The organism is Photorhabdus sp. S10-54, from assembly GCF_963878145.1.
Classification (GTDB): Bacteria; Pseudomonadota; Gammaproteobacteria; order Enterobacterales; family Enterobacteriaceae; genus Photorhabdus; species Photorhabdus kayaii.
In genome coordinates, this window is sequence record NZ_CAWNXG010000010.1 from 48,301 (window position 1) to 62,902 (window position 14,602).

The following is a 14,602-nucleotide window of genomic DNA, read 5'->3' on the forward strand; positions in this document are numbered from 1 at the left end:
CACGGAGTGACGATATGACACAACAAAATTTTGTCGAACTGAAAAATGTAACCAAACGGTTCGGTAGCAACACCGTGATCGATAATCTGGAACTATCTATTCCGCAGGGACATATGGTCACGCTGCTAGGGCCATCCGGCTGCGGTAAAACCACCGTATTGCGTCTGGTCGCCGGGTTGGAGAAACCTAGTGAAGGTAAGATTTTCATTGACGGTGAAGACGTTACAGATCGCTCTATTCAGCAACGGGACATCTGTATGGTATTTCAGTCCTATGCCCTATTCCCGCATATGTCACTGGGGGAAAATATTGGCTACGGGCTGAAAATGTTAGGACGGCCTAAAACGGAGATACGCGAACGGGTTAAAGAGGCACTGGAGCTGGTGGACTTAGGCGGCTTTGACGATCGTTACGTAGACCAAATCTCTGGCGGGCAGCAACAGCGTGTTGCTCTCGCTCGCGCACTGATCCTCAAACCTAAAGTGTTACTTTTCGATGAACCGCTGAGTAACCTTGATGCTAATCTGCGCCGCAGTATGCGCGAGAAAATCCGCGAATTACAGCAGCAATTTAATATCACCTCGCTATACGTTACTCATGATCAAAGTGAGGCATTTGCAGTTTCCGATGCGGTACTGGTGATGAATAAAGGTAAAATCATGCAAATTGGCACGCCACAAACACTCTATCGCCAGCCAGCATCTGAGTTTATGGCAAGTTTTATGGGAGATGCCAATATCTTCCCGGCGACTTTAGGTGCTGATTATGTCGAGATTTTCCAATATCGCCTGCCACGACCAGCAAACTTTACCACCAACCGACAATCGGTAACGGTAGGCGTCAGACCGGAAGCCATTACCCTGAACCGGGATGGAAATATCAGCCAACGCTGCACCATCAGCCATGTGGCTTACATGGGGCCACAATATGAAGTCACAGTAGATTGGCAAGGGCAAACGCTGTTATTACAGATTAACGCCACCCAATTGCAACCCAATGTCGGCGATAATTACTATCTGGAAATTCATCCGTTTGGGATGTTTATTTTGGCAGAGCAAAGCAGCCGTTAATTTGATTGCAAAAAATCCTGACTTTCCGATCAAGAGGCCGCCAGTTGGCGGCCTGTAACCCTCAAGAATGTTTTTCAATGACCAAATCAACGCCCTCATTTTTTATTTTTAAGATTATCCTAGCCTTATATACAAAAAAACGTATGATTGGATATACAAAATTTAGTATAATGGATATCAAATGCGGAAACATCTTAGTTTTATCGATAGCAGCCTTGACGATTTACGGTCTTTTCCCGAAGACGCCAGACAGAACATTGGGTTTCAGCTTGATCGTGTGCAACAGGGGCTGGAGCCAGATGACTGGAAGCCATTAACTATTGTAGGAACTGGCGTTCGCGAAATTCGTGTAAGGGACGAAAGCGGTATTTATCGGGCGATGTATATCGCTAGATTTGAAGAAGCTGTTTATGTACTGCACTGCTTTCAAAAGAAAACACAGGCGACCAGTAAGCAGGATGTGGAGCTTGCCAGAAAACGCTTTAAAGCACTTATACAGGAACGGAAATTATGAAAATACAGACTTTTGAAAACGTATGGGACGCGATCAGTGATACATCGGAACAAGCCGAAAACATGAAGATCCGAGCGCAGCTAATGAATATGCTCAATGAATGGATAGCAAAAAGGGGATTTACCCAGGCTGAAGCCGCCAGAATGTTAGGGATTACCCAACCCCGTGTTTCAGAACTTGCCAGAGGGAAAATACAGCTTTTCAGTGTGGATAAACTGATTGCAATGATGGCTCATGCAGGTCTGTATATTCGGCATATTGAGATAAGCGAGCCGGAAGTCGCTTTAACCGAGTTACCCGCCGTTTAATCCTTGCAAAAGTGAGATCCCGTGCTTAATGCGCTGAATTTCACTTTTACCTGACAGCTCCCATGCCGTAGCGGGCTGATTGTGAAAAACCAATAATCCTTCCGCTTGAAGAAGCTATGCGCCAATTGCCCATTCAGGCAATAAGCAGTTCATTGATAGATTGATTGATGCTTGTGCAGTAATAGCAAACGCCCGGTGACGCTCTGGTGACAAACCTGTGCTAACTTTGCCACTATACAATTTGTAAAGTTTTACTTGTAAGGTTCTATGCCGTCTTTTTTACACTCATCAAAGAAGATAACCAGAGATTTAACGCCCTCTTCCTTCAACTCACCAATGTTATAAGCGTAAAAGTCAGCACCACCACTTAACCCGACAAACTCACCGCGAAACATCTCTATTTCTAGGTCAAAAGTGACAACAGCCACATGGCCGGCAATTTTTAATGTACTGTTCATCATATCTCAATCCCCAATTAAAACAGCAAGAACCTGGCAAATAATAGAAATAAATTTACCAGATTCCTGATTAAATATTAAATACAAAAACAGCGACAAATAAACATATTATTTAAGTAGCTCTCTTACCTGACCAGCAAATGCCTCACCGCCATCTTTCGCAGTATAACGTACATGCAAAATAATATCGGTCAAATTATCCAGAATATCTCGCTGTATACTATCTGTTGCCGCTGATGGGAAGGTGAGTTTCCAGTCAGAAACCGCCCCGGTTCCTTCAAAAGGTAAATAGCGATCATCACCGAAATTAAGATTAAATGTACCGCTATCATTAATCCCTGATGAAAGTGCGATTTGTTGACTCGCTCTCAAATTGGTGACAATCTGCTTATTATCGCCCTCCTTATTTGACAGTAAATATTTCACACCATTAATATCCGGCGTTTTCAACGTATAACTTTTCGTTTGAGTTAAGGTCGCTTTAATATCCTGATAAGGACCCATTAATGTCGGCAGTGTAACCGATACAGAAGTAATTTGACGTAAATAATGCCCGGCATAATCTTGATCAAATAACTTTTCATTCAGTATAAATGTCATTCCTTCACCGGTTTTAAGTTCAGATTGAATCTCTGCCCATTTTTTCGTATCAGATAATAGATTTTTTAACGAGATCGTTTTAGTTAACTCTAAACGACGTTCATTGCGATTCAAATAAGCCGATTCCATTTTCAGTAGATTCAGTTTAATCTTTTCTCCTACCAATAAACCATTATGGTTATCGTCCCAACTATTTTGCACAATGAATTGTGTGGCAAAATCCCCCATTTCATATTGCCAGCATGCTTGTGCATTTAAACATAGCGAAAGCACCGCATCGTAAGCCTGACGATATAATGACATCATCTGATCATTCAGCCATTGATAAAGAGAAGATTTCGTTACTCTGGTCACTGTAAGAAACTGATACATATCCTGCTCTTTTTGCAATTGAGCCTGAGATTGTTGTAATGTTGTATTCGCGGCGGAGATTTGCGCCTCTTGCTGTTCAAGCTGTTTTTTTAACATTTCCAGCTCACTTTCCGCCTGTTTATATTGAATCTCCCACTCTTCACGTCGCCGGTTATAACCCGCTTTAACACTCAATGTATCACTCGCCATTTGCATGATTAATGATGCAGTACGTGTAATACCCGCAGAACAAACAAGCGGCATATGCCATCGTTGTCCGCCAAATGACGTTCCCGCAATGCTAGGTATCAACGAGGCGGCACCGGCGGCAGTTAACATTCCTTCCTCAACAGAAGAAATAATTTTTGCCGTACCTTGTAAATTCAGAGCATTGGTTTCATCTGTAGAAATGTTTTCATCATAAAGCGCCTGATAATGATCAATCCGCTGCTGTAATGTCTGCTGACTTTTTAATAATGCCTCTTTCCCTTTTTCAGCAATTGCGACAGCATCTTTCTGCAATGAAATAGCAAAAATAGCTAAATCTTTCAAATGTAATTGATTCAACTCTTCCTGTTCCGCGCAATCTTTACGTTCTTGGGCACTCAAGAGTAAATCACCAAAATGACTTAATGTATCTACTGCATGATAAACACTGGGTAATAATGCCCGGAAACGATAAGGCGGTATATTCAAAATACCCGTACTACCTGCTGCCAATAATGATCCACCATTTGCTAGTAAAGCAAGCAGATTTTTTGGATCAACCGGTGTTGCATATAATGGTAACGACAAAGGTTTACCATCTAAAGTCAAGTTGTGACGCAAATTATAAAATCTGCTGGATAAAATATCCCAATACCACAATAAATCATTGTTCAAAGGCAGTCGGAAAATAGCATTATCCACCGCCGTATGAGCACCGACTTTAGTGGCTGGAAGATCAATTAATATGTCTGGATCAATATTACTCTCAAATTCGCGTAATTTATTATTCTTTGAAGAGGTAATATCTGCCAATTCAACAGGTAGCCAATGACTGACTAAATCAAAATCGGGTCTGGGACCCAGTAATTGTTGTGCTTGGAGATAGCGTAATTTAGCATTATTCAATCCGTCATTGGTCAGAAAGCGATAAAAACTATCACCAAAATCAATTAAGTTCTGCACATACATTTGAAATATGGCTTTCTTATAATGTACCGGATCTGCATAAGCTATCGCATCTGGATCTTGTAATCCTTTTAGTTGTACTGAGCTATCTTGGGAAACCTGTAACAGGCTGCAATTCCAATAGTTTGGGCTACCATTAGCCTTATTTTTTACTCCTGGATTGAAAATATAATGCAACCAGTTTTGGGCATCCTGATATTGTTGTGAAGCATTGAGTTGATACGCAACTAAATAAGGCACATGGAAGAAAAGCTCCCAGAAATAAATACTATTTGCTCCATTAAGCGCTGAATCATTATTTTCATTACTCCCCAGGATAGGCGGTTCATTAATATGTTGAGCCTCCCAACTCAGTACATCAGCAATAGAATGGTTAGCCCGCGCAATAAGCTCCTTGCCAAATAGGGTATTTAATCTAATAGATCGATATTTAAATTGTAATTCAGTAATATCCAGATACTGCGCTTGCGTTTTTTTATCATAGGCCAACAGTAAATTAGGATAAGGCGTTTTATTTAGTTTAACTTCATAATAGTTATAACCTAAGTCCGCATCTTCACCCTCTTTCTTATAACCTAATTTTAAAAATACACTCGAATCCTTACCATTTATTTTATCGAGATCAAGTTCTACAGTAGGAATAATACTCTTTCCATTAAGTAATTGGCGTTCTGAATATAACAGACTATCGCTTCCCCCGTTAATATTCCATAAACAGAAATCAGCCTCCCGATAATCTGACTGATCAATATCTACTTTTGGCGTTCCATCGCCAGAAGCAACAAGCTTACCACCATATTTATTGAGTTCTGAACTAAATGCTTTAGCTTCTTTTAGTCCAAACAGTGGTACTTCCATTTCTTTGGTAAAATGATAGGCATTACCTTGCTTTTGTCCCCATTCAGAAAAATTAACTTTCAGCTCAGGATAACCACTCTGACTGGAATTAAACATAATATAAAAATAGTCACCTGATTCATAACTATTATCATTTATAGTCACCACGACAGAAACTGTTATTTTTCCATTATTTTCTTTAGCGCCATCAGCAAGTGAAATATTAACCTTTCCTGCTCCACTAGCTTTACGTTTAAGATCAATATCACATGCTACAGATTTAATAATCTCTTTCCCAATCGACAAACTATTATTACCACGGAGACGTAGTTTTCTACTACCCATTTCAGCAAATAGTGTCATTTTCCCTGTCGCAAGCCCAGGGTAACTTTTTGACTCCAAATAAACAGGCTTATCAACTAATTTATATGCATCCCCAAAATAGGCTGACAACATATTTGATTGTGCAAGATCTTCCGTAGGATTAGATTTAATCTGTTGATAAATATAAATATCTAATGGCTGCTTACCAACCTTAGGCACAGGAACTTCATTAAATAGTAAATTACAAGAGTATGGATGATAATCTTCTTCTGATATATTATTATTTAATTTTTCCGTTTTATAAATAGCAGAAATAACTAATACAGGCTCAGCTCGCAAATCCATTAATGCAATTAGTTCAAAACCACTATTAACTTTAATCTTATCACCAGTAAAAGTGCGTAATTTATTTGGAAGACTCCATTCACCATTAAATTTTCGATATATCAAATTAATACTATAATAATTTTCTTCTTTATTATTAGCTTCATGCGCTAACCAAATGATATGAAGACGACCATCAATAACAATTGGCCGGATCTTAATCACTTCCCCAGTAGCAGGAATGCCAATTTTCTCCCACTCTTTCCAAGCGGTAGGATTAATGATATCTTGCATATTTCGATTAGCCATATTCAGCGATCGCCAGTAATATTGACCTGGCGTAATATTCATTTTACCAATAAAATAATATTCAGCCTGAGCGGGGGCTAATTCTTTAGTCGTATTGATATAGCCACTCATTAACTCTAAGTTACTTATCTCTTCAAATTTATTCAAGTAATTCAATATGGCTTCCTGAACAACCTCGTCACTCAATTTCCCTTTATTTAAATTATCCTCTAACTCCTTAAAATCACTTGTTTTACCTTGACGTAATATAGGGCTAATATAATTCTCTGGATAATTCCATAATTGTTGAAAACCCGCCCAAATATTATATTGGCTTAAAACATTATTCCATTTTTCTACTTTATCTTCATATTGATAATCATACCCGGGTTCCATATTAAGCATAATACCATTAATATATTGCTGAACACTGGAAATCGCTTGAGCAACGACACTGGTATTAACCTGACTAGATACCTGATTATCAATAAGTAAATATTGATACAAATCATCCGGCGTTTTTAAATCAGGTACATTAGCTGTTTTTGAAATATGCCCCAAGTAATAACTCACCAATCCATCACGAACATTCTCAGCTAATTTTTTAGAAACAATATTTTTCATATCCTGAACCTCTATTAAAAATTTGTTATTCCATCATGACAATTATATTTACAGAGTTGCGACTATCGCTGTACCAACCTGTTTATAATCCTCATAAGAGGAATGAGCATTAATATTTATTGTCGCTAACAATGAACGCATGGAAAGTGCCATTTCCTCAGACCAAACTTTAAGTCTCATCATGATATCTATTTCGGCCAACGTTTTTGCTATATTATCTTCTTTGCCAATAATATACGAATTAGCTAATAGCACTTCATCACTCTGCCATGACAATAGTTCAGTTAATATCTTCACTATATTAGCTTTATCGTTATTTTGACCATCCATATTAACTAGCTGTAAATAACGAAATATTTTATCTTCCACGTTATTTAAACAAGCAACTAATTGCATCCAATCCCGATAGCGACTGAAATAATAAATAACCGATAAAGAAAGTTGCGTGCTCTGGCAGCCAAACCATTCAGGATGTTCAGAAAAATGACTTAACATCACAGTACTCAGTTGAAAAGTCTTAATCACTGAAATATATCGCGATAAATCATACATCAGTATCAAATAATCCTGACCGATCATCTCTGGTTGTAAATTTTTCTTATCAAACAGTTCAAATGATTTCAATAAAAAATCGTAGCTACTTGAGCCAATCCAATTTAAAATAAATAAAGGAAACGGTTGTGATAACTGAAATGCATTTACTAACATACTGGCCGATATTGCATTTTGTGCAGATTGAGCTTGAGTAATAATTGCAGACCATTGTTCAGTAATAGATACTTTGACTTTCTCATCAAGTAATATACTTTTTATCGCTTTATTAATTTCATCAGTAATATTAACATCAGGCTTAACTAAACCATATTTTTGATGAGATACTGCATTTAAAACAATTTGACGTGGAGTTAACCAATCAATCAAATCACCATTATTATCTAATGCTGGTACGATATTTGATGATAAACTTTCCAGGGTTAAACTCTCTGAATTACGATGCAATCCAACTTGATTAATAAAAGCCACTTGCGCCGCATTTCCTGTCATAACAACTTCATTAGCTGGTAATAAGAATAGTTGAAGAGTACCAACAGATAATTTATTTATTCTCAACCATTCTGTAGTTTGATCCATTGCAATCATAATATCCAGAATATCTGTTTGCCTATTATTTCCTGATTGCGATAAATAAGGCATACCCGCGACCTGTTTTAATACTTTATTTCCACCTATCAACGTTAAAAGAACTACACCTTCCTGTGGTGTTAACCCCAAAATTCTCGACAGTTGCACAATACGATAAAACGCAGAAACAACAGAAAGTGAACATGTTAAACTCTTTTTATCCATCGATTCAGCAACTAATGGTGCTAATAAAGAAAAATCTTTCGCTTTAATTTTCAATCCAGCACACAACTTACTAATGATAGTATCATCCTGTTTTTTCTCTGAATAAAACTCACAATCATCTATCACCAATGGTGCATCAAATAGCGAAGATAAATTGAATATCTGATCAAAAAAAGGAATCGCTGTACCTATCGAAAAGGGCGTAATTTGATATATCAACGCAGCAAAATCATCAGGTGAAATATGATATTTTTTACTCCAATGATGAAAAACACCTAACATACGTAAGGTATTATCATTCATCTGTAATTGTTTATTTGCATCCCCTTCTGCCCGCATCGTTGCAGTTACCAATAAATCAATTTTATCTACCGGCAATTTAATCCATTTCCACAATCGTATCATGCGATTTAACCTATCAAAGCGTTCATGATTCACACCGGATAATTTATTTACCGCTTGTGGTAAATTACCACTTGAGGCAAACTCACGATACAAATGTAGAAAATCACTCTCTTTTGCATTCGGCCCATTAATAAAAACGGCACCATAACGATAAGGAGCCGCAGGTATACCTAAATTAAGCACATTTTGAGATAGTCTCACATTATTTTGCTCTAATGCAGCCTCTTTATTTGTCGATATTCCTTTTATACATAATAATTGCTCAACCTCCGCGACAGAGAGAGCTGTTTGTGTAATAAAAGTTGATAACAACTCAAGTAGCTCTGCATTATTAACACCGTAATTATCCTGATAGAATTGGCTATTAGAGGGATTCAATGGCTCATTAATTATTTTTTGCTGAGAAATTCCTAACTGATTTGCTAAAGGTGCCACAAATTCTCCATTAGCAGTATTCAGATTGGATTTAAGAAAATAAGGATAACTCTTATCTGTCTGTTGCACCATTTCCAAACAAAAAAGTTTTTTATTATCAAATGTTAGATTAATTTGGTTTTGTGCATAATCATAAGGAAGTTGAAATGGATAACGTACATTAGCCAAAAGATCATAACTGGATAAATTGGTCTTTCCTTGTTGTCTTAGCATAGCTTCCAAACGTTGATTTAGCATAGCATTAACCAATGACAGTGTTGAAATCTCTTGATTAATACTCACTTCATCCAGCATTAAATGCGCTAAATCAGAGCGGCGCTCATCTATTTTAATGGCCTCAGCACCCGCATTGTATTCAATATCCATCGCTAATTTATAAATCTCTGCTAAATAAGCAACCGGTGAATTATTTGCTTCCGGTGCGCCATTTGGACAGTATTGCTGCCAATTATCTTGAAATAAGGATTGATATTGGGGACCTTCTTTTAATGAAAGAGAAGAATAACTCCTGGCATATGTATTATGAGTGTAATGCTGCTGGCGAAATTTACGCGCTATTTGTATAGCATAGCTGTTTGCTGTATCATAAATATCTTCTGCCTGATGATTTGAATTATACTTATCTAAAAATAGATTACGGGGTATTCTTATAATATCAAAAATAGATTTACAATCTGATTCAATTATCTTATCGGTAAAGTTATATTTATTACCTAATTTCTTTAGCAACGGGCTGATATCATTATTCATAGGATCGCCTTTATTCATCGGAAATATATAGGATGGATGTTTTTTTCTAAAAAATAATAGATTAGAGAACAGAGATGCAATAAATAATAAGAAATTTATTGCATCATCTGGTGGTTATTAAAAGTCGTTAACTATTAACTGATTTTCGGCTCAAGTGTAATCAAAGCATATCCCGCACGATTGGGTTTATTTTTATGTGTCACTCTGAGTAAAACAATTTCTGAACAAGTAATATCACTTGGTGCAGTATAAGTTGCAGTATACTTTTCGATGTCATTACCAAACTCATCTTTTATAACTTCTGGCTCACCTACCTTAATATTTCCTCTTGCAGGCATAAGGCTCCATTCACTTGGAGAAGTCAAATCATTACCCATAGAAGAGAATTTCGTTACTTCATCGGGTGTTAATAACTCTTTACTATAACTCGGATCAATCTTGAATTCTGCTATAGTACTTTTACTAATAAGCAGAATATTAACTTTATCTAAATCACCATTATCAGCAACAGCCGTCACCGTAACCATATTATATCCGGCCGGAAAAGAGGCTGGAGGCGTATATTTGCCATTCGCATCAACACCACCATAACCAGTACCCGTTTCCACACTCCAATTCACTTTCTTATTGCCATAAACAGTAAAATTGACATTCTTATTAACATCATTTTCATTAATAACAACAAAAGAAGGGCTAATCGATACTGAGGAAGGCAACAGAGTGACAACCGCTGAAGCTTTAGCATTTGTGCTTGAGTCTGTCGCAGTAATTGTCACAATTTGACTATTCCCTTTTATCTTAGTCGGTGCCATGTAATCTCCTGTATTTGCATTAATACTCCCCAATTCTGCTGGAGTAATAGACCAATTTACCGTTGCATTGGTATTAGTTGTAAATTTATGCTTAGTTTTCACTGGCATAGTTAATTGAAGATCATTGATTTTAAAAGCGGTTGATGTTGGAGAAATATCACCAAATAGCACCATATCCCCAGGCACATATACTTTATCAAATTCAAGATAATTGCTTTCAGGGAATAAAAGGTGATTAACGGCAAATAGACTAATGCTATCTAATTCAACCTCTGCAACTTTGGTTAATTTATTTTCAACAACACCTTTAACAATTTCTGCTGTTTTATCAATAAACTCTGATTCAAAATCAGGGCCTATAAGCCCTCCCCAACCAGATGAGCCTTGTTTGTCATATTCGGTTCTCATTCCATAATTTGATTCCAACTCAATTTCATCATTAGAGATAACTTTAGGAGTAATATCAATTGAACCGTCAACATAGAAATCAATTTTTTGTTTAGAATAATGACCACTTATTAGACTATTTTCCAAAACACCGACATTTTGAGTAAAGTGATAGGGCTGGCTATTATTACCTACTCCAGAAAAAATGATTTTTTCTTTTCCAGGTTTAATATACATTCCAGAATAAGGGATTTTTACCTTTTCTGGCCAAATACTAGTGGTACCATTATATTCAACCAATCCTGTCCATACTGTATAATGTCCTCTTTTATATTGTACAGGCTCGTCACTTTCAGAATATCCGTTTGTTATATTCAAATATTTGGCTGAGTCATCTTTCTGGCTATCAATCTTGACCAATTCTAAATTTACACCCGTTGAGCTAGGTAATAAATGTTCATATTGAGGCTTAAGAATATTCTCAAAAAGTATCTTATTACTGATAATTAATACCGCAGATCGATTATCCGGTATCAAATAAGGGAAATTATTTGAGCTAGTCGGTAATACCCCACCGTTAGGATTATAGTTTGTTGCAATAAATAACAACACCGCCCCATGACCATAATTATCAGAACCATATAAATTAGCACCGGGTGCAGGTTGAGTTCTAATCTTAAACATTTTTGGAACCAGTCCAGCCGTATTATCCAGCTTTAAAATACCTAACTCATAAGTTACGTCATTATCTTTGAGCCAATTACGGAAAAACTCCCTGACTTCGGCTGGCGCATCGTCAATAACATTGACTACCCCCAAAGCTCCTGTTTTAAACTCCACGACAACTTTTCCATCATTACCAACAGAACCTGTCGCCGCAATCAAGTCTACGGTTATTGTCATATGGTAATCATTATTCGGCGTAATTCTTTGATAATTCTTTACTCTACCATCATCATAAAGTTCTATTATCGTGCCAGAAATAAAATTTAATTTTACCGTTGCCTGAGAACGTTCAATTGATGAATTTTCAAAGGAAATTAACGGCACTCCCAATATCAAGTTGTCAAATTTTATCTTTTTATTTCCGCTTTCCCAAAAAATAGGTGAAAAATGTGTACCTTCACTCACTTTTCTCACATATTGCTGTTCAAAAAGCATATTTATTTTAGTTCTATCATAGGCAGCAACAATATCCCATCCAAGAGTCTTCGTTTTACCGTTAAAATCATTAATAATGCTATTTTCTGTGATCATATAGTCACCTATTTTAGACGTCATAAAAAATTTGTTATTAGAGGAAGCGTATTAGACAATAGCTGCCGCCATCATATTAATTCAATAATATGAAAGTAATCACTAGAATAATTTATATTTGTGCTCTATTGCCAACTTAGACATAAGTTGAATGAAAAATATATATTATTCAATTTACCCTGATAGATTAATAATCAATTAGGATATATATGATAAGCATAACATATATTAATGAAAATATAATACAGGGAAATATTAACAAAAAACATGTAACGGGTAATATATAATATTAGCCATATAATTAATATTCAAATACAAAAGGCAATAATTACACTATAAAACATAGATTATAATTTCTGCGAATATCAAGAACCCCTTCTGCGTGACTTATTACGTCTGAGGTTGTTTTGCCAGCAACGAGCAGTAACGTTCGATATCCACATTACCGCCACTGACAATAATCCCTACCCTCTGGCCTCGCAATAGTTCACACATTTTGCGGGCAGCTGCAAAACTCAAGCAGCCAGTCGGTTCGACAACCATTTTCATTCTTTCCGTATAAAAACGCATTGCATCCACCAATTCTTCATCAGAAACAGTGAAAATATCATCAACATTTTTCCGAATAATATCGAAAGTATATTGCCCAAGATGTTGAGTTTGTGCGCCATCAGCAATAGTTTTAGGCGTATCGATGTGAATAATTTTGCCCTGACGAAATGATTGCTGAGCGTCATTACCGGTTTCCGGCTCTACACCATAAATTTTACATCCAGGAGAGAAATGGCGAGCTGCAAGCGCACTTCCTGAAAGCAGCCCTCCTCCACCAAGACAGACAAACAACGCATTCAGTTCACCGACCTCTTCAAACAACTCTTTTGCCGCAGTTCCCTGTCCGGCAATAATATGCGGATGATCATAAGGAGGAATTAAGGTCAATCCCTGCTTTTCTGATAATTCACGGCTAATTTGTTCACGATCGTCCGTATAACGATCATAAAAAACAATTTTACCACCATAACCTCTGGTCGCCGCTACCTTAGCCACTGGCGCATCGAACGGCATGATGATTGTCGCCGAAATATTCAGTATACGAGCCGCCAATGAAATCGCCTGAGCATGATTACCCGATGAATAAGTCACAACCCCATTGCGGCGCTGTTCATCATTAAATTGTGATAACGCATTAAAAGCACCACGAAATTTAAAGGCTCCCATTCGCTGATAATTTTCACATTTAAAAAATAACTTGGCTTCTGTCATTTCATCAGCAGTGCGGGAAGTCAGGACCGGAGTACGGTAAGCACAAACTTCTATTCGCCGGGCAGCAGCAATGACATCATCATAAACAGGAATATTTTTCATAGGAATAACCGCAAGTTATATAAAATATCAGACAAAATATCCACACCAGAAAAATTCGTCAATAGTAAAGGTTGTGACTAAATTGACTTACTACAATACCTATAAACAATACCTATAATTCAGAATCTCTGTACGCTTGATTAATTATCGCTTTTGCCATCCATTTAGTGATCTCAATAATTTCCGCATTATCCATCTGCCAGATATCTTTCATCACCAGAAAGACCTCGGAGCCATAAATTAGGGAAAAAGATCGAATGACATTTTCCAAAGTATCCGGCGGAAAATGCCCTTTTAATGGTTCAACAACCATGGCAAGGATATCTTTACGATGCCCACGTACCAGTTTCTTTTCCTGCTTACCCTCAGATAAACATCCCTGAGCCCATTGTTGCAAGGAAACTAACAGGGCAGCACGCAACGCGCCTTCGTATTGAAACATTCGAGGATAAGCAAAATCCAACAACTCAGCAATCCGCTCCTCGGTCTTTTCACTAGCAGGCTGCCAAGTGAGGATCGGCCCAAGGCTGGCACCAACAATCGCATCAATTAAATCACTTTGTGTCGGAAAATAGCGGTATGCTGTTGCCCTGGAAACACCAGCATGCATTGCCAATTCAGAAACCGAAGGTATCGCTCTCTGTTCAAAAAGCTCCAATGCCGCATTGATTAGCAATGTATAAGTTTTTTTCCGAGTACCAGTAAAATGAGTTTTCGTCTTCGAATCTATCATTGCCATAACTCTTCACCATAAAAATCGCAACATTAACACTTATGGTTAAAATATTTTCGCTATCATCACTCTACTCAACCATCTACAAAACGACCAAATTAATTCATTTTATTTATGTATTAAATGGGATGACAATCTCAATTTGGTAATACTACAGTGATACTTAAGTCTCATCTTGACTATAATCTGTCCATGAATGAGTCGTCAGCACTAGGGAAGTATTCACAATTATACCCTATG

9 protein-coding genes are annotated in these 14,602 nt (G+C 37.2%); 3 read left to right on the forward strand and 6 right to left on the reverse strand.

Annotation, left to right across the window (positions count from 1 at the left end):
* Positions 1–14: 14 nt before the first annotated feature.
* The 3 genes from fbpC (at position 15) to AACQ83_RS07750 (ending at position 1,892) form a co-directional block, all read left to right on the forward strand.
* A complete protein-coding gene (gene fbpC, locus AACQ83_RS07740) occupies positions 15–1,070 on the forward strand; it encodes a ferric ABC transporter ATP-binding protein (RefSeq protein ID WP_112877057.1) in 1,056 nt (351 codons plus the stop codon).
* A gap of 181 nt (positions 1,071–1,251) precedes the next feature.
* Positions 1,252–1,584: a type II toxin-antitoxin system RelE/ParE family toxin gene (locus AACQ83_RS07745; protein ID WP_112877058.1), complete on the forward strand. Its 333-nt coding sequence runs from the start codon at positions 1,252–1,254 to the stop codon at positions 1,582–1,584.
* Positions 1,581–1,892, forward strand: coding sequence for a helix-turn-helix domain-containing protein (locus tag AACQ83_RS07750; RefSeq protein WP_112877059.1), 312 nt, complete (start codon positions 1,581–1,583; stop codon positions 1,890–1,892). Before AACQ83_RS07745 ends, AACQ83_RS07750 begins: the two co-directional genes overlap by 4 nt.
* Positions 1,893–2,143: 251 nt before the next feature.
* Here the strand turns inward: AACQ83_RS07750 and AACQ83_RS07755 are convergent, their stop codons facing one another.
* The 6 genes from AACQ83_RS07755 to AACQ83_RS07780 all read right to left on the reverse strand — a co-directional run bounded on the left by AACQ83_RS07755 (position 2,144) and on the right by AACQ83_RS07780 (position 14,368).
* Positions 2,144–2,353: a type II toxin-antitoxin system HicB family antitoxin gene (locus AACQ83_RS07755; RefSeq protein WP_240000731.1), complete on the reverse strand. Its 210-nt coding sequence runs from the start codon at positions 2,351–2,353 to the stop codon at positions 2,144–2,146.
* 105 nt (positions 2,354–2,458) lie between these two features.
* Positions 2,459–6,871 carry a Tc toxin subunit A-related protein gene (locus tag AACQ83_RS07760; protein WP_112877060.1) on the reverse strand — a complete coding sequence of 1,471 codons (4,413 nt, stop codon included), beginning with the start codon at positions 6,869–6,871 and terminating at the stop codon, positions 2,459–2,461.
* A 48-nt stretch (positions 6,872–6,919) separates the two neighbouring features.
* The gene (locus AACQ83_RS07765; protein WP_158537763.1) at positions 6,920–9,808 is read right to left on the reverse strand and encodes a Tc toxin subunit A; all 2,889 of its coding nucleotides are present in this window, start codon (positions 9,806–9,808) and stop codon (positions 6,920–6,922) included.
* Between the two features lie 134 nt (positions 9,809–9,942).
* The gene (locus AACQ83_RS07770; protein ID WP_112877062.1) at positions 9,943–12,264 is read right to left on the reverse strand and encodes a COG1470 family protein; all 2,322 of its coding nucleotides are present in this window, start codon (positions 12,262–12,264) and stop codon (positions 9,943–9,945) included.
* A gap of 390 nt (positions 12,265–12,654) precedes the next feature.
* A complete protein-coding gene (locus tag AACQ83_RS07775; protein WP_112877063.1) occupies positions 12,655–13,629 on the reverse strand; it encodes a threo-3-hydroxy-L-aspartate ammonia-lyase in 975 nt (324 codons plus the stop codon).
* Between the two features lie 112 nt (positions 13,630–13,741).
* Complete coding sequence (locus AACQ83_RS07780; RefSeq protein ID WP_112877064.1) at positions 13,742–14,368, reverse strand: TetR/AcrR family transcriptional regulator; 627 nt, start codon at positions 14,366–14,368, stop codon at positions 13,742–13,744.
* Positions 14,369–14,602: the final 234 nt, after the last annotated feature.